This window comes from Psychrobacter halodurans, assembly GCF_017498075.1.
Taxonomy (GTDB): Bacteria; Pseudomonadota; Gammaproteobacteria; order Pseudomonadales; family Moraxellaceae; genus Psychrobacter; species Psychrobacter celer.
Genome location: NZ_JAGBKN010000010.1, coordinates 31,117 through 56,352, shown reverse-complemented (window position 1 = coordinate 56,352; position 25,236 = coordinate 31,117). Strand labels below are relative to the sequence as shown.

Annotated in this window: 18 protein-coding genes and 1 pseudogene; 3 read left to right on the top strand and 16 right to left on the bottom strand. The window is 46.1% G+C overall.

What is annotated here, in order from left to right; genetic code table 11:
- Positions 1 to 13: 13 nt before the first annotated feature.
- Together J3491_RS06305 and J3491_RS06300 are read right to left on the bottom strand one after the other, a co-directional pair.
- Entirely contained in the window at positions 14 to 1,294 is a 1,281-nt protein-coding gene (locus J3491_RS06305) for a tyrosine-type recombinase/integrase (protein WP_207969548.1), read from the bottom strand.
- A gap of 1,359 nt (positions 1,295 to 2,653) precedes the next feature.
- Positions 2,654 to 3,154: a hypothetical protein gene (locus tag J3491_RS06300; protein WP_243456185.1), complete on the bottom strand. Its 501-nt coding sequence runs from the start codon at positions 3,152 to 3,154 to the stop codon at positions 2,654 to 2,656.
- 154 nt (positions 3,155 to 3,308) lie between these two features.
- On the opposite strand from J3491_RS06300, the gene J3491_RS06295 reads away from it, so the two are divergent.
- A complete protein-coding gene (locus J3491_RS06295) occupies positions 3,309 to 3,965 on the top strand; it encodes a hypothetical protein (protein ID WP_243456183.1) in 657 nt (218 codons plus the stop codon).
- A gap of 171 nt (positions 3,966 to 4,136) precedes the next feature.
- Here the strand turns inward: J3491_RS06295 and J3491_RS06290 are convergent, their stop codons facing one another.
- The 10 genes from J3491_RS06290 to yghU form a co-directional block, all read right to left on the bottom strand.
- Positions 4,137 to 5,207 carry a helix-turn-helix transcriptional regulator gene (locus tag J3491_RS06290; RefSeq protein WP_207969547.1) on the bottom strand — a complete coding sequence of 357 codons (1,071 nt, stop codon included), beginning with the start codon at positions 5,205 to 5,207 and terminating at the stop codon, positions 4,137 to 4,139.
- Between the two features lie 185 nt (positions 5,208 to 5,392).
- Positions 5,393 to 7,474 carry a caprolactamase subunit alpha gene (capA, locus tag J3491_RS06285; RefSeq protein ID WP_207969546.1) on the bottom strand — a complete coding sequence of 694 codons (2,082 nt, stop codon included), beginning with the start codon at positions 7,472 to 7,474 and terminating at the stop codon, positions 5,393 to 5,395.
- A gap of 46 nt (positions 7,475 to 7,520) precedes the next feature.
- The gene (capB, locus tag J3491_RS06280; protein WP_207969545.1) at positions 7,521 to 9,305 is read right to left on the bottom strand and encodes a caprolactamase subunit beta; all 1,785 of its coding nucleotides are present in this window, start codon (positions 9,303 to 9,305) and stop codon (positions 7,521 to 7,523) included.
- A gap of 370 nt (positions 9,306 to 9,675) precedes the next feature.
- Positions 9,676 to 10,419: a M90 family metallopeptidase gene (locus tag J3491_RS06275; protein ID WP_207969544.1), complete on the bottom strand. Its 744-nt coding sequence runs from the start codon at positions 10,417 to 10,419 to the stop codon at positions 9,676 to 9,678.
- A 58-nt stretch (positions 10,420 to 10,477) separates the two neighbouring features.
- The gene (gene uvrA / locus J3491_RS06270; RefSeq protein WP_207969543.1) at positions 10,478 to 13,036 is read right to left on the bottom strand and encodes an excinuclease ABC subunit UvrA; all 2,559 of its coding nucleotides are present in this window, start codon (positions 13,034 to 13,036) and stop codon (positions 10,478 to 10,480) included.
- A 231-nt stretch (positions 13,037 to 13,267) separates the two neighbouring features.
- On the bottom strand, positions 13,268 to 13,807 hold the full coding sequence (locus tag J3491_RS06265; protein ID WP_100749620.1) for a redoxin domain-containing protein: 540 nt from the start codon (positions 13,805 to 13,807) through the stop codon (positions 13,268 to 13,270).
- A gap of 159 nt (positions 13,808 to 13,966) precedes the next feature.
- Positions 13,967 to 15,211: a DUF819 family protein gene (locus J3491_RS06260; protein WP_207969542.1), complete on the bottom strand. Its 1,245-nt coding sequence runs from the start codon at positions 15,209 to 15,211 to the stop codon at positions 13,967 to 13,969.
- 261 nt (positions 15,212 to 15,472) lie between these two features.
- The gene (gene csdA / locus J3491_RS06255) at positions 15,473 to 17,143 is read right to left on the bottom strand and encodes a DEAD/DEAH box helicase CsdA (RefSeq protein WP_207969541.1); all 1,671 of its coding nucleotides are present in this window, start codon (positions 17,141 to 17,143) and stop codon (positions 15,473 to 15,475) included.
- A 497-nt stretch (positions 17,144 to 17,640) separates the two neighbouring features.
- Positions 17,641 to 18,750 (bottom strand): DUF1176 domain-containing protein, encoded by a 1,110-nt coding sequence (locus J3491_RS06250; protein ID WP_243456181.1) that lies wholly within the window; start codon positions 18,748 to 18,750, stop codon positions 17,641 to 17,643.
- Positions 18,751 to 19,283: 533 nt separating this feature from the next.
- Positions 19,284 to 20,153: a glutathione-dependent disulfide-bond oxidoreductase gene (gene yghU / locus J3491_RS06245; RefSeq protein ID WP_207969540.1), complete on the bottom strand. Its 870-nt coding sequence runs from the start codon at positions 20,151 to 20,153 to the stop codon at positions 19,284 to 19,286.
- 480 nt (positions 20,154 to 20,633) lie between these two features.
- Between yghU and J3491_RS06240 the strand changes: the two genes are divergently transcribed.
- Positions 20,634 to 22,010, top strand: a complete 1,377-nt coding sequence (locus J3491_RS06240; RefSeq protein ID WP_207969539.1) for a DHA2 family efflux MFS transporter permease subunit — start codon at positions 20,634 to 20,636, stop codon at positions 22,008 to 22,010.
- Positions 22,011 to 22,177: 167 nt separating this feature from the next.
- Here the strand turns inward: J3491_RS06240 and bfr (J3491_RS06235) are convergent, their stop codons facing one another.
- The 3 genes from bfr (J3491_RS06235) to J3491_RS06225 form a co-directional block, all read right to left on the bottom strand.
- Positions 22,178 to 22,660 carry a bacterioferritin gene (bfr, locus tag J3491_RS06235; protein ID WP_207969538.1) on the bottom strand — a complete coding sequence of 161 codons (483 nt, stop codon included), beginning with the start codon at positions 22,658 to 22,660 and terminating at the stop codon, positions 22,178 to 22,180.
- A 74-nt stretch (positions 22,661 to 22,734) separates the two neighbouring features.
- Complete coding sequence (gene bfr / locus J3491_RS06230; RefSeq protein ID WP_100749627.1) at positions 22,735 to 23,223, bottom strand: bacterioferritin; 489 nt, start codon at positions 23,221 to 23,223, stop codon at positions 22,735 to 22,737.
- A gap of 331 nt (positions 23,224 to 23,554) precedes the next feature.
- Complete coding sequence (locus J3491_RS06225; protein WP_075100851.1) at positions 23,555 to 23,746, bottom strand: (2Fe-2S)-binding protein; 192 nt, start codon at positions 23,744 to 23,746, stop codon at positions 23,555 to 23,557.
- A gap of 285 nt (positions 23,747 to 24,031) precedes the next feature.
- On the opposite strand from J3491_RS06225, the gene J3491_RS06220 reads away from it, so the two are divergent.
- A complete protein-coding gene (locus J3491_RS06220; RefSeq protein ID WP_100749628.1) occupies positions 24,032 to 24,349 on the top strand; it encodes an ArsR/SmtB family transcription factor in 318 nt (105 codons plus the stop codon).
- A gap of 121 nt (positions 24,350 to 24,470) precedes the next feature.
- Here J3491_RS06220 and J3491_RS06215 read toward each other — a convergent pair.
- Positions 24,471 to 25,190: pseudogene (locus tag J3491_RS06215) on the bottom strand (sulfate/molybdate ABC transporter ATP-binding protein); the annotation flags it as partial.
- Positions 25,191 to 25,236: the final 46 nt, after the last annotated feature.

Below are 25,236 nucleotides of genomic sequence, written 5' to 3'. Positions count from 1 at the left end.
TTCATGAAAAACCCTAAGATCTCTTTTTGGGAGAGTTTCTTAGTTCATCTATATAATCAGCCCAATTTTGCATCATTAGTACTCTGGTATTAATTTCATCTAATCGGTTATAAGCGCCACCATGTGTATCCTTTATTCGATGTCCTAATTGCAGTTCAGTCACGATATCTGAATAACGTAGCTCAGGTTGTTCCATAAGTAAGGTTTTGGCCGATGCTCGGAATCCATGAGCGCATTGAATATCTTTGTATCCAAGCCTATGGAATATCTGTACTAGAGTCGCTTTACTAATATAGTTATTGCTTGAGGCACGCAGTGATGCAAATACATATTCTTTATGACCTGTGATTACTTGTATTCTTCGTAAGCGTTCAATTACTTGACTTGCTAAAGGCACAACTAAGTGCGATACCATATCCTCACGGCCTTCGCCTTTAGTAGGAGAGAACGCCCACAGTTTATTATCCCAATCTATATCTTGCCAGCGCATAGAGCGCAAATCGATACTACGTACGAAGACATATGGTAGTAGATTCATTGCCTCCAATGTGATTTTACTTGCACCTTTAAAATTGGACATGTCATTTAGAAGGGTTGCAAACTGATCAGGCTTGGTAATGGCTGGTAAGTGATTGCCTGAGCTGGCAGGTGCAAGCTCACCTCGGGTGTCAATCGCCACATTTCTATCGCACAACCCTCGAGCAACAGCAAACGAAAAGACTTTTTCAGTATATAAACGAGTGCTTGCACCAACGAAAGTCGCTTGATTGTCATTATTCTGAATTGACTCACACACACTCAGTATCATCTCGCTGGTGATATCGTCCATTCTCAAGTCGCCAATTTCACGACACATATATCCCAGACATAAATCCCAAAACTTGAGGGTTGACTCACTAAATGACGGTTTTTTAGATTTGCCTTGATTGTGACCTGATGTTTTGTGTTCTCGCCATGCTTGGGCAATGTCAGAAAACGTAGCATTTTTTAGGTGAGTATACTTATTAGTTTGCTCTTTTTGCTGGATAGCTTTAGGGTCAGAACCTTTTGCGATCGTATTAAGGATGGCTTCTGCTTTATACTTAACTTCATGTAAACTGATCTCCTCAATCTTACCTAACATCATCCTAGGGCGTTTGCCCTCGATATGTGGATGGGAATATCGCAAGTAGTATTCCTTTTTACCATTTGGATAAATACGCAGACTTAAACCAGTCACACCTGAGACACTGACCGAATAATCCTTGTCTCGGCATTCAAGCTTATTGATATCGTTTGCATTATTGATAGTCATGATGTGTATCCGTAATTTCTCTAAGGTAAATGAGTTATGATTATTGATCTAATATCTATATGCTGAGGTCCAGAGCAATTTTTCAGTAGGTTTATCAAGTTAAGGAAAGCAGCATGGAATATTATTGGACACTGCTATGGACACTGGTGTTCGCTAATTTTTTTAGAAAAACCTTATGTAATAAAGGTTTTAACACTTAATTATCCCCAAGTGAGGGTTGGGGATAATTATATTATAGTGCAGAAGGAAGGAGTAAGCTATTTTTTTGTTAATATATATGGCGTTTGAAGGAATAAACTTCACATAGATTAAAAGTAAGAGTGCTGTTTGCTATTGCCAATAGAGTCCTTCGACATACTTGCACGAAAAACCGTGCTCCTGTACTTGCACAGAATACCTTAATCAGGGTGATAGTACTGTTCTGTGCAAATTTGGAAGGTATCAACTCAATGCTTTAGATTAAGATATCTCAGGAAGAACGAGAGATGGTGAAAAGACCAATGAATGTTTCACTAATCTGGAATGCTTTTTTAATGACTATAAGTAAAAGCGTATTACGACGTAGTTAGCTACGATAATAGCAGCTATAAGGTGTGTCTAGATTGGACCTACTGAGATGCCAAGTAGGCGCATTGTCAGAGCTTGTATGCGTGCTTATCAATGATATAGAGTAATAGGCATTCAGAAAGGTTGTTGCTTTTATTTTGAGCTGATTGTCACTTGGTGACGAATACTTCTGTACCTAACGTAGTTCAAGCACATTCGTATTAATAAGGAAGTCGGCTAAGCTATCAACAATCGATTGATGAGTGATTTGGTTATTAGGCGATAATTAGGAATGACAGATTATTCAAAGGGCTTATTGTGCAGGATGAAGGTAGTAAACTTAGCAATGATGAGTAGAACAAGTTCATCAAATAGGTTAACTAGCGACATGGTTTAATACGTTAAGCTCGATTACATATACAATAGGATCAGTGATAGCTCTGTACATTGATTCCTTAAGATAGCTCAGCTAGTAACTGTATTAGTGGTAATAAAGATGACTTTATGAATAGTTAGTACATATGAGAATTAATCAATCATCAACCAATCTTGATAAAGATTAATCATATAATTATAATCCCATGAACTTATCATCGGGTACCGTCCCTTTAACATAATATACATTATGCGAAAACAAACCAATGCTTTTAATAGGTTACCGATAAGCTTTTTATACGTCTTTTTTATACATATTGATTCAGTGATTCGACGATATTATTTTACCGACTCAACACCAGAAACCCTCTTTACTTTTTTTGATAATCCCAGCAAATCATCAATCCGTCACCAATCCATTACCATACTTTTCTCAAACTAACGGCAGGCTTTTAGCAAGTGCTCACGCAGCGATTTTCCTTGATCAGTTAATATCACGTCTGCCACTTGGCAATTTTTATTATTACAAGTCAAATCATAATAGACATCGCCGCCTTGTGCCAAGCTGACTTTAACCAGCCCTTTATCGGTGATAGCAAACTGCGTGTCTTGCTGATAATCAGGATCCTGTGAGTTCCATAGTACATCGTAACCCACATGACAAGACATTTGCGCTGTCTCAAAATATGTTTGCTCTAACTGCATGGCGTTTTGCAGCGCTGTATTGGCGTATTGTTGCAGGACGACTGGATTATCCATCCCTTCATTACGGATGTCTTGCTCATACATATGGCGAATGGTTTGTAATTTTTGCGCGTTATATGTCTGCACGCCTGTTGTCGTATTACTCTTTGTAACATTACTTGCTGCATGAGCAAACGTCGCAAATCCTGCTGCGAGCGATATCAGCATGGGTATCAATGATTTAGTAATCTGCATGGGTCAATTTATCCTATTTTTTTACACAAATAGATATTAACCATTACATCACACCCATATGAGGACTGTGCTGTCTTATCGTATCATTCAGGTTGAGATGATTAACGATTGTCGCTTTGCATGCTCCCAGTAACGGCTATCATAAGGACATAATATGACCCTATTTGCAGCGTTGAAGACCCCTTATTTTTCGATAATGACAGGTGGTATGTTCGCCTTTGTATTGGCAGCAACAGGCTGTCAATCCTCAGCTGAGTCCACTGTAAATGCATCGGCGCAATCCACCAACACCCCCATAACCACAGACATGAGCCAGCAAACGCTCAGACAGCAAGCGTTACGTATCCAGCGTGCACTTGCCAATAACGACTATGCCAGAATCACCAAAGACATTCATCCAACTCGTGGTGTGCGTTTCTCCATGTATGCCTATGTGCGCCCTGACTCTGATAAAGTCTTTAGCCGTAAACAGTATGCACAATATTTACAAGACTCAAAGATTCGCTTTACTTGGGGTGAGCGTGACGGCATTGGTGAGCCATTAATCATACCGCTACCAGAATACTTAGACACTTGGGTAAAGGCCAAAACCTTTAATGATGCTGCCCTTAGCATCAACGAGTTTCAAAAAAGCGGCAACAGTATCAACAACTTAAAAGAGATATATCAAAACTCTGATGTCGTTGAGTTTTACTATAAAGGTAGTGATGAGTACAGCGGCTTAGACTGGCGGGCATTGCGCTTGGTGTTTGATGACTATCAAGGTAAACGCTATCTGGTAGCTGTTATCACTGACCAGTGGACGATTTAGTGCATTTATAAGCAAATAGCAGCTAAAACAGCAGGATACTGACGCTCAATCATGGTGCCCTGCCCTTTTTTGCGGTAATTTTATCCGTATATTCATATTTTTTATATGTATTTTAAAGCTTGTATGGTCGACTCGCTTTAGAACAGATGCAGAGCAATTGACAATACCTTGTTATCCCGTGCTGGGCGTATCTCGAGGCGAATAACCAAAATATTGTTTATAAATGCGAGAAAAGTAACTTTGATCGCCATACCCGACCCTATGAGCGACCTCTTCAATGGTGACATAGCTCTTTGATTTTAAAATATGATTGGCCTGCTTTAAACGCAGCATCTTGACCCACTCTGAAAAGCTATAAGGTAGCTCAGCAAAAAGCTTGTGCAAGTATCTAACAGAGATATGACAAGCTGCAGCGACAGTTTTTGGGCTCAAATCAGGGTTTGCTAAATTTAAATTCACATAATGCTCGATACGTTTGAGATGCACAGACTGTATCGCTGACATCTCACTCATCATCACTTCTTTGGGTGCGCTTAATGTCAAGACAATCAGGTTTAGCAGCTGCTGCTCTAGTATCTTTATCTCCAAATCAGCCAGCTTTTGATGATGAATTAGCGTCAAAATTTGCTTCATCTGAAACACCAGTAACCTGCCTGCACCTTCATCGATAGACAAGCTGCGGGCAAACTGCCGCTCTATAGTAGGTATTTGCGCCGACAGTAAGGCTAACGGTACTTTTATCACATACAATGACGCCTCATACAGATGATAAAACTCATAAGGTAAGTTGGACAGCTCAATAAAAAACTGGCCACGTTTGGCGCTCAGTGAGCGTTTTTTTTGAATAAAGCGCACATCACCTGTCAGCGGAAACGTGATTAAAATACTGTCATCGTAATCAGCACTTTGGGCACCACGATCATAGTATACGGTATTGGCATGATAATGCGAGACACCGATATCGAGCAGCTTGGCATGCTGCAAAAACCCTAAAAACTTATTGGGCTGCCGAAAGCTCACGTTTAGATCAAAATAGGTGTCATTAATGGTGCGCTTCCAGTCAAAGGCATTTAGGCTCGTCTGCGCTTGAGAGGCGCTATCTGCTGACGTAGAGAGCATGGGCAACAAAGAAGGTGCTATAGCGGCATCAAGCGTGCTTGCAAGAGGATTCAGATGCGATGAGACTGGGCCGGTATGCTCATGCCAGCGTGAAAGGTTATCTGGTTGACGGTTTGCATTCATCCTTGAACACTCAATATTTGGTATACAACTGTACTGCTATCCTAGCAGCTAATAATGAAGGATCCTATTTTATATTATAAATACAGCCAAAAAGGCATCAAGTACTGAACCCAGTTCAATACTTGATGCCTTTACTAATGTTAAAAAATACTAAAAGAAAGTTAAAAGAAAGTTAGCCTTATGTTTTATGCAGCACGGGTGAGTTTATAGGTACCTGTTTCGTGCAGCTGGGCTTGCCAGCCATCCTTGATGACCACGGTGGTGGTTGGCTCTTGGATAAGCGCAGGACCTGTGACGATTGCGCCAGCTCCGAACTGCTCACCATCGTAGATAGGTGTGTTGATCCAATCATAAGACTGGTCAAACAGCATCTCACGATGGCCGATTTGGGCTTGGCTGATACCCCCCTGCTGAGGCGCAAGCGTCGGCAGCTTCGGTTTACTGATTTTGCCAATCACCGCCACCTCGATATTGACCAGCTCGACTTTACTATCACGCTCATCATAGGTATATAGCTCCTTGTGACGCTGGTGAAATGACTCTAAGATAGTATTTACGCTTTCAGCATCGAGCTTGCCGTTGGGTATCAGTACATTACACTCATGCACCTGACCGACGTAGCGCATCTCCATGGTACGCTCGATAGAGATGTCTTCATCGGTAAAGCCGTCTTCTAGTAACTTTTGCACGCCCTCTTCTTCAAGACCTTGTAAAGTAGCATTTAGACCTTGAAGATTTGCCTCTGGCGCTAAAATCATCATTTGCGTCGCCAAGTAGTTGTATTTAATATCAGAGATAATTTGACCAAAGGCGCACAAGCAAGACGCAATCTTAGGAATTAAGATAGTACCGATACCCATCTCTTCGGCCAGCGCAATAATATGCATACCACCAGCGCCGCCTGCACAGACAAGGGCAAAGTCACGAGGGTCATAGCCCTTTTCAATGGTAATACGGCGAATGGCATTAGACATGTTTTGGTTGACGATGGCGCTGATGCCAAAGGCGGCATGCGCCAGATCAATCTTCAGTGGATCAGCGATGTGGGTCTGTACCGCTTGCAGCGCTTTGTCTTTATCCAAGGTCACACTACCGCCCAACACCGCATTGGGCTGCAGATAACCCAATACCAAATTGGCATCGGTCACCGTGGGCTGCTCCCCGCCTTTGCCATAACACGCCGGCCCAGGGGTTGCGCCTGCACTCTGCGGGCCGACCTCAAGCATACCAAAAGTATTGACATGACCGATAGAGCCGCCACCTGCACCCAAGGTCTCGACATGAATCATCGGCACGCCAATACGGTTGCGCAAAAAGTCTATATCACGATTGAGGCTGGTTCTGCCTGACTTTGCCATGGTGATATCAAAAGAGGTACCGCCCATATCGACGGTGATGATATCGTCAATACCAAACGGACTGGCGATATACAGACCTGCTTGCGGCGCTGACGCTGGCCCTGAGTTGATGGCATTGACTGCCCGCTCACGCATAATCTCGCCAACCGCAAGCCCGCCGTTTGATTGAAAATAGCGAACGGGCTGCTCTGCCCCGAGCGCCTTAAAATAATCATCAATCTTATGCACATAAGAGGCCATAACAGGGCTTAGATAAGCATTGACTAGCGTCGTTGAAGTGCGGGTGTATTCTTTGATCTGCGGATAGACATCGCTGCCACAGCAGACAAATACGCCTGGCATATGCTGCTCGATCAGCTGCTTTGCGCGCTGCTCATGCTGGGTATTGCGAATAGACCAGACAAAAGAGATGGCCACTGCCTTGACGTCTTTTTCTTTCAATACTTTGATCGCATCGAGGACGTCTTGCTCATTTAGCGGCTCATGCTCGGTACCATCGGCTAAGATACGGCCGCGTATCGGTAGCCGGCAGTCACGAGTGGCTATCTGCGGTGCTGGCGGATAGCTGGCATCATAGCGATGCCCTTCTTCTTTATGCCCTAAGCGTATCTCGATACTGTCTTCGTGGCCTGCGGTGCATAACAGCCCGACTTTTACCCCCTTCATCTGAATCAGGGCGTTGAGTGCCACAGTGGTACCGTTGATACATAGGTCGCAGGCTTGGATAATATCCTCAATAGGACGGTCAAACTGGTCAGCAATTTGCTGCAATCCATTGGCGATGGCTAATGTGCCATCTTCTGGCGTGGATGGTGCCTTAAATAGATGTACATCGCCTGTTTTTTCGGCCAGTACAAAGTCAGTAAACGTCCCGCCAGCATCAACGCCAATTCGAAAATCATTTTTCATAAGTTATCCTTAACTCAAGTTATTTAATATTAGGTGGTTTATAATTTTATGCTGTTAGCTTCAACTGCTGGCGCTGCAAATGACGACGTAAAGCGTCCGTCTCTGCTTCATGAACTGTCAGCGTTTGTGGGTCAATAACCACCCCGTACTCAGTCTTAGCCGCTGCTACTGATATGATTCTTTCTTCTACATCTTTTAATACTGCGGGTATCGAGCGTGCAAATGAGCTACCGTAGCCGCCACCACCAGGATTGGTATTACGCGCCCGATCACCAGGCTGAATCTCAGTCACGGTATTTTGCTTATATAAGTCAGTGACACCGCCCTTATGGATAATCTCTAAGCGTCCTAATTTAAGCTCGGGTGAGATTTGCTCCGCACCAGCGGCCCCCATCGTTGGATGCTCACGGCCTTCACCAAAGGCGACTACCGTCATCTCATGACCCAATGGCTCAACTTCCCATACCGTGCCACAGCCGCCGCGATACTCGCCTGCGCCGCCACTGTCTTCTGCCAGACCATATTTATGAATCAAGATAGGATATTGATACTCAAGTAGCTCGATATCACCTGAGCTTAACGCACCAAAGCAGCATAAGGGGCCGCAAGCATGCCAGCCGTCCATTTGCTGAGTCGCGCCAGCACCAGAGATGATCGAAGCTAAAATCATAGTGACGTATTGCTCGCCCGTCTTTGGGTCGATACCTGAGATATTGATGCCAGAAGCATGACCCCAAGAGGCGATCACCCGATCTGGGGCAGCATCTTCAAAGGCCATACGCACCGCATCGGTTAAGGTTTCCATCGGCGTGGTGGTACAGTTGACATGTGGGGCTGGCTCTTTGGCATTACACAGGGTGCCATGCTCGCCCAAGTCCACCGTGACACAGCGGTACAACCCTTCGTTGTACGGCGGATCTACTTGCGCAAACATCATCAGCCCCAGCAGCACACCAGACATCGAGTTGCCTGCATAAGAGTTGATGAAGTAAGGCACTTGCGGCGGGCTGGTAATCTTGATATGTACATCGCTGTCTGTGATCTCAATATCGGCGCTGATGGTCAAGTCGCCCAGACCATGCCCGGAGTCCTCTAGCACCGCCTCGCCATGATACTGACCATCTGGGATAGATGAGATCAATGAGCGCATATGGGTATCCGCCATGTTTTTTAGCTCTTCGATTGCCGCCCGTACGGTCTCGACGCCATACTTGTCTAGCAGCGCAATCATGTTACGCTCACCGACCGCACAAGCGCCAAACTGGGCATTGAGATCGCCTTCTTGGTTGCGACGAGAGCGCATATTGCTGTGAATTAAATTGATAACGTCATGACGTTTGACGCCCTTTTCCCAGATTTTGATGGGCGGGATACGTAAGCCTTCAGCATAGATTTCTTTAGCATCTGGGTTGTAGCCTGCTGGTACTGGGCCGCCAATATCCGTGACGTGACCTTTACACACGGTCCAAAACACCAACTCGCCCTTATAGAAGACAGGCTTGTACATACAGCAATCTAGGATATGACTGCCCATCATCACTGGATCGTTGTGATAAATGACATCGCCTTCGTGGATGTCATCACCATAATATTCGGCAACGGCTTTCATGGCTGGCATGAGTGAGCCTAGATGGATAGGAATATCCTGCCCCTGCAAAATCATCTCAGGCAGATGATCAAACAAAGCGTTGCTGTAATCGTGAGCTAGGTTGAAGACACTAGAGCGGGCGGTTTTTTCTAAGGTGGTTGTCATCTCACGCTGTGCCGTTTCTAGGGCACCACGTACGACGGACAAGGTAATAGGATCAATTGAAGTGTGAGCGTTGCTCATGTGAGACTCCCTGTCTGATAAGTAATAAAAGATATGAACGGCTGTGCACGGCCAATGTGGCCTATAACACTGAAAAACCCTCATTCTTTGTCTGGCTGTCATCCATCCTAATGACTAAGCTTTTTTACTATAGCGGGGTTTTTAGCAAATAGATTGGCTGACAGTGCAGGGTTTTTGACTGTGAGTGCACATTTATTATCAAAAACATCATCCAAGGCATGTTTTATCTTATCGAGTCATTAAAATCTGAGAGAGGTTTTACGCATAAAAAAGCCATACATCGTAGGTGATATATGGCTTTTTTATGCGCGTTTTGCTGTTTATATTGATAGGATGAGTACACCTATGACTTACGGTTTTGCTATAAAGACTACAGCGGTGTTTGCTGAAAAAACTTCACCATAATGTCATAAATATCAGGATAAGCGTCTATCAGCTTTTGCGGGGTCTCAAAAAACACTTCGCTAAGCACCGCAAAGAACTCCGCTGGGTTGGTCGCGCCATAGCGATCCAGTCCTGACTTGCGATGTTTTTGAAAATCTTCAAAATCACGGCTCATAATCTCAGTCCAGCGCGTCGGATCCATATCAGGCTGCATGGGCGGAAAGCCATTGGCGCTACCATTTAACATATCGAGCTTGTGCACAAACTCATGAATGACGACGTTGTGACCATCGCGCTCGCCTGAGTGTTTGGCGTCCTTCCATGACAGAATGACAGGGCCACGCAGCCATGCCTCTCCGCTACGATGTTGAGCACCCTCATGGATAATGCCAAACTCATCTACTGTTTTAGCCTGGCTTTTGTACGAGCCAGGATAGATGATAATAGACGACCAGCCTTTGTACCATTCCAGCCCAAGGTTTAAAATCGGTAGGCAGGCCTGCAAGGCAATAGACAGTATGACTTTATCGGTAATCTCAAAACCCTGCGCACCGGTAATCGACTTGTCATCTAAGAATAACGTCGCCAGCTCAAACAGACGGCTCCTTTCGTCCTCATTTAGTCTATCAAGTATCACAATGCGCTTGGCAGCTTGGCTCCAGTCAGCCTCGGTAAATTCACTGTTGTCTAGTATGCGCTGCTCACGCCAGTCTTTTATTATCTCGAACATATTGATTTTCCTTAACGTTAAACGATATGCAATGATGATAATACTGCGCCAATTAACACTATATCAATAAAAACGGTGCAGTTTGGCTGGTCTTTGATGTTGCCACATCCTCAGGTATACCTTGAGCAACGACTTGCCCGCCTGCATCCCCTGCCCCTGGGCCAATATCGATAATCCAGTCGCTATTGCTGGCCACTTGCATATCGTGTTCAACCATAATGACGGTATTGCCTGCCTCGACGAGCGCGTCCAATTGCGCCATCAGCATCGACACATCGGCAGGATGTAGGCCAGTGGTCGGCTCATCAAGGAGATAAAGCGTATCGCCACGCTGGGTACGTTGTAGCTCGGTGGCAAGCTTGATACGCTGCGCCTCGCCGCCCGACAGTTCAGTCGCTGGCTGCCCCAGACGCAAGTAGCCAAGACCAACTTGCAAGAGAGCATCTAAAGCACGTAATATCGAGACTTCTCCATCAAAAAACGTATAAGCGGCTTCTACCGTGAGATCCAGCACTTCAGCGATGTTTTTATTTCGATAAGTGATTGCCAGCGTGTCATTATCATAGCGCTGACCGTGACAGACTTGGCAAGGCGCATAAACACTCGGCAAAAATAACAGTTCGACACTGACAAACCCTAGACCTTCACAGTTGGGGCAGCGACCCTTTGGCGTGTTAAAGGAAAAACGTCCCGCATCATAACCGCATGCTTTGGCCTTCGCCGTTGCTGCAAATAATTTACGGACATCATCGAACAGCCCTGTATAGGTGGCAAGGTTTGAGCGCGGCGTACGACCAATGGCTTTTTGATTGATATCAATAAGGCGGCTGACTTTGTCCATACCAGAAATAATTTGGCCTTTAGTGACCGTCTCAAACTCCTGCTCTAACAAATCCGCTTCATCAGTTGCGGCTTGGGTAACCACTTCTTTCCCTAAGGCTTCATTAACCAGCTCGACTAGCGCCTGACTGACCAAGCTCGATTTGCCTGATCCCGATACGCCAGTGACACAGGTCATCACCCCTAGCGGAAACGCAATACTTAACCCTTGGATGTTATTGCGCTCTATATCAGCAAGCTGTAGCCAAGCGCTAGGTTTTCTAAGCGGTTTTTTGTGCGCCGTCTCTTTATCGGTAAAGAGATATTGTGCGGTTTTTGATGCAGCAACCTGACGCAAACCCTCTACCGGGCCGCTATAGACAATTTCGCCGCCATGCGTGCCCGCCTTAGGCCCGACATCGACCACCCAATCGGCATGACGGATGACGCTCACATCATGCTCGACGACAAACACTGAATTGCCAGCGGCGATGAGCTCATCCAATGCCCCCAGAAGTGCCTGCGTGTCAGCGGGATGCAGACCAGCGGAGGGCTCATCAAGCACATACACCACACCAAACAGCTGCGAGCGTATTTGCGTGGCTAATCTTAGACGCTGCAACTCCCCTGGCGATAATGTCGGCGTGGTGCGCTCAAGCGACAAGTAACCCAAGCCCAGTCTCGTTAGTGCTTCAACACGCGCTAATATATCGCTAGCGATCCGCTGTGCGACGATGGCTTTTTCGCGGTTGGGGGTGTCATCTTTGATTTTTGCATGCGCTGTTTTTTGCAGCGTTAACGCCAGATCGGTTAAGGTAAGCTGTGACAGCTCGCCGATATCCAGCCCTGCAAACGTTACTGATAGCGATTCTTTTTTGAGCTTTTTGCCATGACATTCTGGGCATACAGATATTTGCATAAACTGCGAAACCCGTTTTTTGACCCGTGGGCTTTGCGTGGTGGTAAAGGCATTTAAAATAAAGTTTTTGGCGCTGATATACGTGCCCATATAGTTGGGCTTTTCACCTTTTTCAATCGCAGCACGCGTTTGCTCAAGGTTGTATTCAGGATAGACGGGGACTGTTGGCGTCTCATCAGTATATAAGATCCAATCGCGAGACTTTTTGGGCAATTTGTGCCACGGCGTATCGATATCATAGCCAAGCGTGGTCAATATCCGGCTCAAGTTTTGTCCTTGCCAAGCACCGGGCCATGACGCAATCGCCCTCTCACGAATGGACTTGCTACCATCAGGTACCATCAACTCTTCGGTTACATCAAACACTCGGCCAATACCCGAACACATCGGGCACGCCCCCTCTGGGGTATTGGGCGAGAATGCATCGGCGTAGAGCATCTCTTGATCTGCCGGGTACTCGCCAGCTCGTGAGTACAACATCCGCAGGCCGTTCGATATGGTCGTGACACTACCAACGGAGGAGCGTACAGAGGGCGTGCCCCGCTGCTGCTGTAAGGCGACTGCGGGTGGCAGGCCTTCTATGGCATCGACATCTGGCTCGTCCACTTGATCGATCAGACGCCTTGCATACGGCGACACCGAATCGAGATAACGGCGCTGTGATTCGGCGAACAAAGTCCCAAACGCCAGCGATGACTTGCCTGAGCCTGATATACCCGTAAACACCACCAGCGCATCACGTGGCAAATCAACGTCGACGTTTTTTAGATTATGCACACGTGCGCCTCGGACTTGAACGTGGCTGTTTGGTGGCTTGTTGCGCTGATAATTGGGAGGGCTATAAAGGTCGCGCGAGATTGTGTTATTGTACTTGGCCATACCGCAGTCTTTCCTCTTAACTCATTATTATTATAAGATTTGATTCACAAGAGGTTAACACACCTTGGCTTTAGGCTAGAGCTAGGCTTACGTATTCATAGTATAGAGAGACAAAACGATAACTTGATACTTAAAAGAGTATAAAAATAGCGCGCTAAAGATGTCCTTAGCGCGCTATTTATTGACCAGTCAATACGTTTATAACTTATGACGCGTAATTATTAATCACTATTAATAATCATGAGTACCACGAATAGGATAATCTTTATCTCTGATAAACGCCAAACCTTCTGCAAGTGTTTCAAGATCGGGTCTTACAAAAGGATTGTTTGAGATGTCCACGACTTGGATATCCCCTTTGTCATTGACCACGTAGATACCAGGCTCAGCAAACGGATGATCGGTTTCGTTTTCTGAGCGCGGGTCAGAGATATAAAGCCCCAGCGTTTTCATTTGCTCAACACTCAAACCATAAGCGATCGGAAAATCGATATCTATATCGTCAAAATGGCTTTCTAGCTGTTCTTTACTGTCGCCAGATACCGCAATGATATCGACACCTGTCTTATAAAAAGACGCTTTTCTGCTCTCAAGCTCGTTGAGGTATTTGGTACACATCGGACAATGCTGACCGCGATAAATGACGACCAGTTTCCAATCATGGCCATGGGCTGGTTTCCCCAATGACTGCATCTCGCCGTTATACAGCTGTACCTGTATCTCAGGAAACTTGGTGCCAGAAAGTAGTTTTTGATTGTAAGCTGCTTGCATAATTTTATCCTTGTATATTCTCGTTATTGTGACTTTTAAGATTGATTTTGACCAATCGTTCAATATCTTACTAACGAGGGTATAATTAAAAAGCCGACAATTAAGTCGACTTTTTGTTATGAAATGATACCTGTTAGCAACCTAGGGATATTTTTAACCTTAACCCACCACCAGCCGCATCATCTGCGTGCTGATATAGCCGCCAAAGGTACCGACTGCATAGCCAAGAATACCCAAAAACACTCCCACTGGTGCGAGTGATGGATGAAAGGCGGTAGCGACAATCGGAGCTGAGGATGCGCCGCCAGTATTGGCATTAGAGCCCACAGCCAAAAAGAAAAACGGCGCACGAATGAGCCTTGCGACAGCAAAGATAATGACGACGTGAATACTCATCCATAAGAGACCGATGAGTAATAGCCGCCACTGCGAGACAATACCGGCTAGATTGATTTGCATGCCGATAGCCGCGATAAGTACAAAGATAAATACTGTACCGATTTTGGAAGCGCCCACATGATCAAGCCGGCGAATTTTGGTAAAAGAGAAGATCACCCCTATGATGGTAATGATGACCACCATCCAAAAGAAGCTACTGGCAAAGCTGTACTGCACCGCCCAGCTATAAGGCGCGAAAAACCCTGCGATTTGGCCGCCCAAAAAGTGCGCCACGCCCACCATGGCAAAGCACAGACCAAACATCACCATGAGGTCATTGAGTGTCGCAGGCCGCGCATGGTGACGCTCATAGTTCTCAACTGCGGTGATGACTTTGTCGATACTGCTGCTATCGGCTTTTAATAATTTATCAATTTTATCGCTGTGCTTGGCCATAATAAGTATCGCGAGTAACCATAGCGAGGCGTTGGTGGTATCGACCAGAATCATCATGCCAAACAAGTCATCACTGACCCCAAACAGCTCTTTCATCGCCGCTTGGTTGGCCGCGCCGCCGATCCAGCTGCCCGCCACCGCCGAAAACCCACGCCACAAGGTATCATTACTAAACATACTGGGTGACACCCATTTGGCGATGCCTAAGCTGATCGGACCACTGATGATAATGGCGATACTGGCGGCAAAAAACATGGCAATGGCTTTCCAGCCTAGACCCAATATCTTGGGCACATCCATCGACAGGGTCATCAGCAGCAAGCTGGCTGGCAACAGGTAAGTGGCGGTAAAGCCATAAATCTGCGAGCCGACACCGTCTGCAAACACCCCTAAGCTGTTAAGCGTTGCGGGTATAAAGCAGCATAGAACGATACCGGGCAGTACGGCATAAAAACGTCGCCAAAATTTACCAGGCAGCCCTTGGGTATAAAATACCAAACCGATAATGGCCATGATAATACCAAAGGCTAATGGCAGGCTATCGATTGCTAAACTTGAGGTGGCGGGCATCAGAGGCCTCCGAGTGTACGATTAATCAAAGCCCGTCAGTATAGACAAGGCAAAAAATAGGTGCAAGCAAGGATTCTGCATTCACCCGCGTTTATCCTATTTGTTTGATGATGGGTGGTTATTAAATAGCCAACACCATTTAGTCCTTATCTATAGCCACAAAAAAGCCAGATAACACGTATCTGGCTTTTTTGTATTGGGCGAGTTTTATACCGCTATATATCACAGTGTCATCAACGCCAGCAATATTATGGCGCTGTATTACGAGTTTTTACCACGGTTGCCGCCGTTTGGACGACCTTGGCCACGGTTATCAGAGCGACCCGCTGGGCGGCCTTGACTACCACTTGGACGACCACGGCCTGTGGCTGCACGGTCACCGCGTGGGGCGCTATTGCCATCGCCGCGGCTTGGGCCACTACGCTTGCCCTGATATGGCTTACCGCCTGAGCGCTCATTTGGTTTGCCAGATGAGCTGCGCGGCTTGCCTTGGTAGCCACTGTCATTGCTGGCGCGCTGGCCTGTTGCTGCGCGATCGTTTGAGCGACCACGGCCACCGCCAGTAGATTTGCCAGCATAGCCACCGCTTGAGCGGCCACGGCCTTGACCACCACCGTTAGAGCGTCCGCGACCACGGCCACGACCGCGTCCTTTGTTTTCGCTTGGTACGTAGGTTTTCTTAGGCTCCATGCCTTCGATGACGCACACTTCCATCTGACGATCTAAGTAGCGATTGATGGCGTTTAACTGTGGGCGATCATCCATACTGCATAGGCTGATGGCAACACCGGTACGACCTGCACGGCCACAGCGGCCGATACGGTGCACGTAGTCTTCTGTTTGACGCGGTAAGTCGTAGTTGATGACGTGTGAGATGGCTGGCACGTCAAGACCACGGGCAGCAACATCAGTCGCTACTAGGATTTTGCATTTACCATTACGCAAGTCTTGCACGATACGGTTACGCTTGCTTTGTGGCAAGTCGCCATGTAAAAAGCTGGCTTTGTGGCCTTGCTCTTGTAGCGATTTGGCCAGTTTTTCTGTGCTGCGTTTGGTCGCGGCAAAGATAATGATTTGGTCCATCTCTGGTTGGCAAACCACTTTATCAAGCAATCTGTTTTTGTGATCAAAATCATCACAGTAGTATACTTTTTCTTCGATATGTGCTGACTCTACCTTGATAGACACGCGCTCAGGGTTTTTGGTAAAGCTGGCAGCGATTTTGCCGACAGGACCATCCCAAGTGGCTGAACACATGATCGTCTGACGATCGGTTGGCGCGGCGCTTAAGATATCACTGATGTCATCAGCAAAACCCATGTCAAGCATACGGTCCGCTTCATCTAATACCAACACTTCAAGGTTTGATAAATCCACACGGCCTGCTTTGATATGGTCAAGCAAACGACCAGGCGTGGCGACGATGACCTGTACACCTTTACGTAGGGCGGTGATTTGACCGTTGTAAGGCGCGCCGCCGACCAATGGCACGCAGAACAAACCGCGCATGTCTTTTGAGTACGTGCGCACGCTGTCATGTACTTGCTGAGCAAGCTCGCGCGTTGGCGTTAGGATAAGGGCTTTGGTGAGCTTATCAAAGCTGGTGGCACGGCTTAGGCGATCGAGTACAGGGATAACAAAAGCGGCGGTCTTACCACTACCGGTTTGCGCAGACAACAATAGGTCGCGACCTTGTAGGGCAAAAGGAATGGCTTGTTCTTGGATAGGTGTTGGATTGGTATAACCGATGCGATCAAGCGCGGTCAAAATCGGCTTGGCAATATTAAGATCGCTAAAAGTTGTTTTGTCTTCTGAGGCCGCGTCTGTTGCTGCTTGAGCAGTAGCGTCCGTGTTAGAGGTGTCAGTGTTTGGCGTATCGGTGCTTTCGATGATGCCGTTTTCAGCGGCGATGGCAGATAAGATATCAGTCATGAGAATCCTTGGGTAAGTATAAGATGCTGTACATTCAGCAAGCTTGATGCATACCACTGATAACCGTTCACCACACCGCCTTTATGAGCTACCATCGAATCATATAACGATATCGATCGTTAGAAGCTAAGCGATTCAAGCCAAGCTTCTATCATAAATGCGTGCGTGCTGTCTGACGTATTTTGGTGGTAGTGCCGAGTGTCTTATCCTTGCTTGCTATCAGCGTATTATCAATGCTTTGTCCAAAGCAGATAATCGAAAACAACAACCAATCCAAACCATCGTGATGATTCAGTAGATAAGATATGAGTCAAAAACAACGATAAAAACGTTATTTAAGTACACAAAATCATCGGCAACAATTACTCATGGTCAATCCTAGACCCAAAATCGCAGGCGATGTTATCAATCTCATAATTCACAAAAGCCTAAGCTTTCGTGGCGACGTAGTATAGCACAATAAAAAACTATCTGTAGCTATTTTTTGCAATATCGTATTATTTGCCTATTTTTACCTCCGTGACATAGGTCGGCAGCTGCCACGCGCCGCCCGCCTCGATCATACGGCACAGTCCGGTGGTGCTTTCATGGCTTTTTTCAAACGCCCTGCCCGTCCATAGCCAATCAACCTGACTGATACAGTCGCCGATACCGCGGCCTTTTTGTACCGAGCTTAGCTTGCCTTTGTCATAGCTGGTGGCACTGGTGGTCACCAAGGTCGGCTTATAAGGTTTTTTGTCATTAAGGACCCAAACGCCGCTGCCTGCATTATAGGCACTCACCCAGCAATCATGCTGCGCGAGTAATTGAGAGTTGTTTAAGCGGCTGACCCGCCATGGCGACTTATCATCTAAGTGTGGGCAGTCGCGATCAGCATCTTTTAAGGTCTCTTTCATCAGCGCGGTAAGCTGGGACGATCTCATGACGAATTTTCGTTGACGGCTGGGCACAGCTTTCGGGTTGGGAGCGACAAACCTTAGCTTTGGTGCAGGCTTGGGCGCCAAGACACTGCTATTGGGTTTGGCGGTGCCTTCAGCCTTAATAAAAGCGCTCGGCGTCCCCACTCGCCCCTGAAACTCATCGGCCTTGAGCATGACAGCGCTGGCCCCTTTATCCGACAACTGCCAGCGGGAGTTGCGCAAAACCAGCTCAATCTTACTCGATTTGGTCAATGCCTCTAATAGCGCATTGACTTGCGTGGCGGTCAGCTCAGCGTTGCCAGCGGCAGCAGAAAAAGGCCGAGTCTCGCCATAATCTCTGCCATTGATCAGCAGTGATATACGGTGACGGCTGCCAAGCTGCATCAACGCCTTTGAGGAGCTTTCTTTGGCGCCGCCCAGCTTGATTTTGCCATCGACATCTGCATTTGCCCCAGCGCGGCGTACCAGTAGCACCGAGACTGGAAACTCACTGTTGTTTTCTGCTTGATAGCCTGCCAGCCGGCAAGTGCGGGTGTTATCACAAGATACCTGCCAGTCTTGACTGGTAAACTCGATACCGCCGCCTGCCGCCATGCTGGCTGTACTAACGACAGCGGCACCGATAGCAGCGACCAAGGGTATAGGAAGATGAATAAACTGAGAAAATGAGAGGGTGTTTTTTATCATAAATAAAAGTATCTTTGTTATTTTTTTAAAAAGTTTTGTTGTTTTAGGAATGAGATAATGTCTGGATATAGGCAGCTCACTACCTAACATAAGACCAGTCACGCCAGCCACAGGGTTTGGTCTGCTGTCTTGCTCGCTGCTATGTAACATACGCATATGCAACATCCGCCGCTGCTGAGCTTGGCAGAAGTTGCTAAAGCCTCCTAGCTTGATATCATCCTTCATAGTCGCTATCCATTAATAGACGATGTCTACGCACCTGTTATAAATGTGGCGACATGCTATCTTAACGTATCAATGTTTCTATCTGTTGTACTAATGTACCATTATGTAATTAGATAAATATACTGCTATTACAATATAAGCATATATGAATATAGAATGACAAGTGCTATCTAAAACAGCGTAGTAAGTATTGAGAAATCGAAAAAAGGCCGATAAGTCATCACTTATCAGCCCTATTGCTCTAACAATAATCAATTTGGCATAAAATCGAGATGCTGATATGCTCTGTGTTACTGGTATAAATACGGTTATTGATTGATAGGTTTTAAGCTCAAGTCTACAGCGCGCTTGACCGCTGGACGCTCAGCGATATTTTGAGCCCAGCGTTTGACATGCTGATATTCATCGACTTGTAAGAATTCAGCCGCATCATAGAGCTTGCCAAGCACCAATTGTCCATACCATGCCCAAATAATCATATCAGCGATGTTGTAATCGCTGTCATCATTACCGCACATATAGCTGTGGTCTTTTAAATGCTTATCTAGCACATCAAGCTGCCGTTTGGTCTCCATCGTATAGCGGTTGATCGGATACTCTAAAGGCTCAGGTGCATATGCGTAAAAATGCCCAAACCCGCCGCCTAAAAACGGCGCACTGCCCATCTGCCACATGACCCAAGACAGACAATCGGCGCGCGCCTTGCCTAAAGATAGCGGAATAAACTTGCCAAATTTTTCGGCTAGATACATCATGATAGCGCCCGACTCAAAGATAGCGATAGGCTCGTCCGCCTCATCATGCAAGCGATCGACCAAGGCGGGAATCTTTGAGTTTGGGTTTATGTCTACAAACCCTGAGCCAAACTGATCGCCCTCAGAGATATCAATTTTATACGCATCATACTCAGCACCTTTGACGCCCAGCTCAGCCAGCTCTTCTAAGAGGATGTTGACCTTGACGCCGTTAGGGGTGTTGAGTGAATACAGCTGCAACGGCGCGCCGCCCACCGGCAGCACTTGCTCGTGGCGCGCGCCAGCGGTCGGCCGATTAATACCGGCAAACTTGCCGCCATTGTCTTTGTCTTGCACCCATACTTTGGGCGGGACGTAGGCGGCGGTTGCTGTACTTGTGCTGTTGTTATCAGCATGCGTGCTATGGTGATTGTTTTGTTTCATCATATCTCCTTACTATCGAATATTGATGTCTATTATTTATTGGTACTGAGGTAATTGGTACTGAGGTATTAGTCCCTAGGTGGTTAATGGGTTGTTCAGTTCCTATTATCTCTCCATTGGGTGTCGGCTATTTTTATTTAAGATGTATCAGTCATTACTATAACGACACTCTGCCTTGATATTAAAGCCCTCTCTTGTAAATAAGCGCTTTTTGACCATACCAGCGCCTAGGTTCTAAACTTGTGGTTAGCTCTGAATGCAGTTTTTGATGGTTGCTTTTTGTGCGGCGATGTCTGTTTTTTATCGCCTTCTTTTATTGCTACTGTTTATCGTTGCTATTTATCGTTACTTTGATTCACTGTTATTATATGCCGCTGTTTCTTATACTACCCAGCTTGTGCCACTTATCGGCTGTGGCTGCTTCGCTCGCGAATAAACAGATCATTTGCTGATTAACACCCAATATCCAATGAGAGTCACATGGTAACGCTAACCCCAACGCAAGATAAATACCTACCCTACGTGTTAGCGGTGGCGCTGTTTATGCAGATATTAGATGCGACTATCTTAAATACCTCGCTGCCGCAGATGGCACAAGCTCTCGGCGAGTCGCCACTAAAAATGCAATGGGCGGTGATCAGTTATGCGCTGACGTTGGCGATTTTTATCCCTATCAGTGGCTTTTTGGCGGACAAATACGGTACGCGGCGTATATTTTTGACTGCCATTGTTGTTTTTTCTATTGGCTCGCTACTGTGCGCAGCCTCGCCCACGTTGGATTTTCTGATAGGCTCACGGGTGATACAAGGTATTGGCGGGGCGATGATGACGCCTGTTGCGCGCTTGATATTAGTCAAGTCTTATCCGCGCAACAAGCTACTAACTGTCATGAACTTTGCCGTGATACCGGCCTTGGTCGCGCCGCTCGTGGGGCCGGTGCTGGGCGGCTATATCGTCCAGTATGCCAGTTGGCATTGGATATTTTTGATCAATATTCCGATGGGTGTTTTAGGGTTTGTTATGGGCAAAAAATTGGTGCCTGCGTTGTTTGAAGACACCCAGCGCCTTGATTGGTTAGGCTTTGGGCTGTTTGCCGCTGCGGCATGCGGATTTACTCTCGCCGTAGAGTTTGGCTCGCAGGTAGGCCGCGGCATGTATGGTCTGCTGCTAGCGGTGGCCGCCAGCGTATTGCTAGGCGCTTATGTGGCACATGCCAAACGCCGCCCCGCGCCTTTGTTTCCACTGAGCCTATTTGATATTCGCACCTTTCGTATCGGCATCACGGGCAATTTATTTACCCGTTTGGGCATCAGTGCTGTGCCGTTCTTACTGCCATTATTATTACAAGTGGTGTTTGAGTATTCGCCCTCACAGGCAGGCTGGCTGCTTGCGCCTATCGCTATTGGTGCTATCGGTATTAAGCCTTGGGTCAGCAAAATCATCCAGCGTTTTAGCTATCGCAAAGTTTTGGTGTTAAACACCCTACTCATCGGTATACTCATCATCTTATTGGCGCAGTTCAACGACCCTGATAATTGGTTATGGTTTATCCCGCTGCTTATCTTGATGGGCGCGTGTAACTCTATGCAGTTTAGCGCGATGAACACCATTACCATTGGTGATTTGGAAGGCGCGCAGACCAGTAGCGGCAATAGCCTTATGGCAGTCAATCAGCAGCTAGCAATTGGCTTTGGTATTGCCTTTGGGGCAGCGGTGCTCAACCTATTACGTGAGCGCTTTGGACTAGACACGCTGGCGGCGTTTCAAACGACTTATTGGATACTGGGAATTTTGACCATTTTATCAGGGCTGTATTTTTTACGGCTCAAACCTGAAGATGGTCGCGGTTTATATTAGGGCTTATGTTAGGTACGTCTCACAGGCAACAAGCAATCGATAGTTGTCTTAGCGCTTTATTATTATAAACACCTGTTTTATAGACATAAAAATACCAGCTTGCCCTTTGCTATATCTTAAAAGATACTCAAAAAACAAGCTGGCAAGTGTCAGTCAAGAGTGGCTAACTATAGTGCGTCGTCGTCATGCATTTGTGACTGGATATAACGCTCAACCCCGATACTTTGTATTAAGTCTTCTTGAGTCTCCAGCCAGTCGTCATATTCCTCATTACCATCTTTTAGCGTGACCAATAGCTGGCGTGATACATAATCGCGCTTTTCTTCACATAAGGTAATTGCCTCAGTGATAATAGTGAATTTTTGCTTTTCTAAACGCAGGTTGCACTCAATCATCTCAGGCACGTCTTCTGCAAGGAACATCTTGCCATAATCTTGCAAGTTTGGCAGACCACCTAATAATAAGATACGCGCAATCAAATCATCTGACCACTTCATCTCAGCGATAGACTGCTTATAAAGATGCTCGTTTAATGCTTCAAGCCCCCAGTGACGAGCAATACGCGCATGCAAAAAATACTGATTGATAGCAATTAATGACTGTCCGAGTACTTTATTTAAGGCGCGAATGACCTCTTTATCCCCTTTCATCTTCTCTCTCCCTACTCTATTCAATCTATTGATAGGTGCTCTAAATATTGCAGCTTAATATAGCTGTGACGATACTAGACAATATCAGGAGACACTTCTGCCATCTGGCTTTGTAGATAATTTGGCAGACCGATCATATCGATAAGGCGCAGCTGCTGCTCTAACCAATGTGCATGATCTTCTTCGGTATCTTTGAGCTGCTCGACCAACATCTCGCGGGTGACATAATCGTGCTCTTCTTCACACAGCGCAATACCGTCTTTTAGGTGCTGCTGTACTTGATACTCTAAATCAAGGTCAAACTGTAGCATCTCAGGGACGGTGCTACCGATGTTGATCTCATCAACGCTCATCTTTGGCGTGCCGCCAAGCATCAAAACACGGCGGATAATGGCCTGCGCGTGCAAGGTCTCATCTTCCATTTCATGATGAATGCGGTCGTATAGCTTGCCGTAGTGCCATTCAGCATACATTTCTGAATGAATAAAATACTGATCACGCGCAGCAAGCTCGCCGCCCAATAAAAAATTTAAATAATCAATGACTTTCTGGCTACCTATCATCACCCATACTCCTATTGTTGTCTCGCAGATTACATTCACAATATTGCATATAATAAAAGCGTTATTGGTAAACTGCTTAGTAAAGATTAAAGTCCGTCAGACTTCTTACAATATCAGACAGATATAGTAGCATATAGAGGTGCTAGCGCTTGTAATGTTATGAACTAAGAATAAGATGCTAATTGAGAATCATAATTAACTAGCATGGCTGATGAGCGCGTCATCAACCAGTATATTAGATAGAGGCAGTACGTGAGGTAGAGATTGCGTGAAAGGATGGTGGTGCAAGAGGTATACGCAGGAAAAAAATGGAGTGGTTTCTGGGGCTACCCTACACTGCATAAGCCAGCGCATCGAGCTTGGCATGATGTTCGTCTAGAAAGTCGTTGACCATAGGCTCACAGCAGCCGCAACAAGTCGCCACATCGAGCGTGTCTTTTAGGCCTTCGAGCGTATCGACACCCGAAGCGATCGCTGCTTTGATTTGCTTGTCTTTTACGTCATTACAGATACATACGTACATAGATTGGCTCCTTTACGTGATAGGTATATCATAACGATAACTATTATCATTTTCAATAGTGTTTGCTGCATTTATCACCCTATCTTTGACTACGCAGTAAATAAATACAGACAGATATCCTGAAAAATAAATTCATGTAACTAAATATAAGTATCGATGTAACCGAATGGTATCAAAGGTAGTAAATTAACGACGAACTGTAATTTGGCTCAATTTTTAATCGATTTTATTGACGACTGCTGTTATATTGACCCCCTATTAACAACGCCCTATTGGAATTATGCTATGTCTGATAATAACTTTATGATACGACCTATTGATTTGTTTAAAGTCTTATCTGATCCGACTCGTCTAAAAATATTTCAAATTCTTTTTAAAAAAGAAGCACGCTGTGTGGGCGAGTTGGTTGAGATATTGGATCAGCCGCAGCCAACCATCTCACGCCATCTAAATCACCTAAAAAAACTGGGTATCTTAAGCTGTGTGCGTGATGGGACTTGGATGTGGTACGAGGTCGCGGATGACTTGCCAGAGTGGTGTCAAGAGATCTTAGAGATCACGCATGAGCAGACATCGTTGGATGCAGATATGAAGCTTGCCTAGTAGATAAGATGGGCATGACGCCATAAAAAAAGACCTATAATTGTATAGGTTTTTTTATGGCGTTTTATCGCTTATGCACCAACTGGTGCGCAGATACTGACGTGTTTGCCGTATCCAATTAAGCCAGATCTAAAAAGTCGCTGACAAAGGCATTGGCCGGCTGGTGTATCAATGCCTCTGAGGTGCCCACCTGCTCTACTCGTCCATGGTTCATCACCACGATCTCATCTGACACCGCCCTTGCCTCTTCTTGGTCATGAGTGACCATGATGCTGGTGATACCCAGCTCATGGTGGATATTTTTTAGCCACGTGCGCAGCTCTTTACGTACCTTGGCATCGAGTGCGCCAAATGGTTCATCAAGCAATAATAACTTAGGCTTGACTGCCAAAGCTCGTGCCAGTGCAATCCGCTGGCGCTGTCCACCAGAGAGCTGATGTGGATAGGCGTTGGCGACTTGGGGCAATTGCACCAACTCTAATAGCTCATTTACACGCTTATTGATATCGGCATTGCTAGGACGCTTGTTTTTTGGTAACAGCGTCAAACCAAAAGCGACGTTGTCGGCGATGTTTTTATGGCGAAATAATGCATAGTGCTGAAACATAAAGCCGATATGACGCTTTTGTACTGGGGTGTTGGTCACATCCAAGTCATCAAATAATATCTGCCCTGAATCGGCATACTCAAGACCGGCGATGATACGCAGCAAGGTGGTCTTACCGCAACCTGATGGCCCAAGCAAAGTGGTTAGTTTGCCAGTCGGTACGGTGATATTGATATTGTCTAAGGCGGTAAAACTGCCAAATTTTTTATTAACGTTGCGAATCTCAATACTCATAATCGTGTCTCTTATTCACTTTTGCTTATCGTGGCAGCCTCTATGC

What these genes read in the sequence shown, in the direction of transcription:
- J3491_RS06305 (WP_207969548.1), bottom strand. Translation starts at nt 1,294, where the DNA reads ATGACTATCAATAATGCAAACGATATCAATAAGCTTGAATGCCGAGAC.
- J3491_RS06300 (WP_243456185.1), bottom strand. Translation starts at nt 3,154, where the DNA reads ATGCAGATTACTAAATCATTGATACCCATGCTGATATCGCTCGCAGCA.
- J3491_RS06295 (WP_243456183.1), top strand. Translation starts at nt 3,309, where the DNA reads ATGACCCTATTTGCAGCGTTGAAGACCCCTTATTTTTCGATAATGACA.
- J3491_RS06290 (WP_207969547.1), bottom strand. Translation starts at nt 5,207, where the DNA reads ATGAATGCAAACCGTCAACCAGATAACCTTTCACGCTGGCATGAGCAT.
- capA (WP_207969546.1), bottom strand. Translation starts at nt 7,474, where the DNA reads ATGAAAAATGATTTTCGAATTGGCGTTGATGCTGGCGGGACGTTTACT.
- capB (WP_207969545.1), bottom strand. Translation starts at nt 9,305, where the DNA reads ATGAGCAACGCTCACACTTCAATTGATCCTATTACCTTGTCCGTCGTA.
- J3491_RS06275 (WP_207969544.1), bottom strand. Translation starts at nt 10,419, where the DNA reads ATGTTCGAGATAATAAAAGACTGGCGTGAGCAGCGCATACTAGACAAC.
- uvrA (WP_207969543.1), bottom strand. Translation starts at nt 13,036, where the DNA reads ATGGCCAAGTACAATAACACAATCTCGCGCGACCTTTATAGCCCTCCC.
- J3491_RS06265 (WP_100749620.1), bottom strand. Translation starts at nt 13,807, where the DNA reads ATGCAAGCAGCTTACAATCAAAAACTACTTTCTGGCACCAAGTTTCCT.
- J3491_RS06260 (WP_207969542.1), bottom strand. Translation starts at nt 15,211, where the DNA reads ATGCCCGCCACCTCAAGTTTAGCAATCGATAGCCTGCCATTAGCCTTT.
- csdA (WP_207969541.1), bottom strand. Translation starts at nt 17,143, where the DNA reads ATGACTGATATCTTATCTGCCATCGCCGCTGAAAACGGCATCATCGAA.
- J3491_RS06250 (WP_243456181.1), bottom strand. Translation starts at nt 18,750, where the DNA reads ATGATAAAAAACACCCTCTCATTTTCTCAGTTTATTCATCTTCCTATA.
- yghU (WP_207969540.1), bottom strand. Translation starts at nt 20,153, where the DNA reads ATGAAACAAAACAATCACCATAGCACGCATGCTGATAACAACAGCACA.
- J3491_RS06240 (WP_207969539.1), top strand. Translation starts at nt 20,634, where the DNA reads ATGGTAACGCTAACCCCAACGCAAGATAAATACCTACCCTACGTGTTA.
- bfr (WP_207969538.1), bottom strand. Translation starts at nt 22,660, where the DNA reads ATGAAAGGGGATAAAGAGGTCATTCGCGCCTTAAATAAAGTACTCGGA.
- bfr (WP_100749627.1), bottom strand. Translation starts at nt 23,223, where the DNA reads ATGATAGGTAGCCAGAAAGTCATTGATTATTTAAATTTTTTATTGGGC.
- J3491_RS06225 (WP_075100851.1), bottom strand. Translation starts at nt 23,746, where the DNA reads ATGTACGTATGTATCTGTAATGACGTAAAAGACAAGCAAATCAAAGCA.
- J3491_RS06220 (WP_100749628.1), top strand. Translation starts at nt 24,032, where the DNA reads ATGTCTGATAATAACTTTATGATACGACCTATTGATTTGTTTAAAGTC.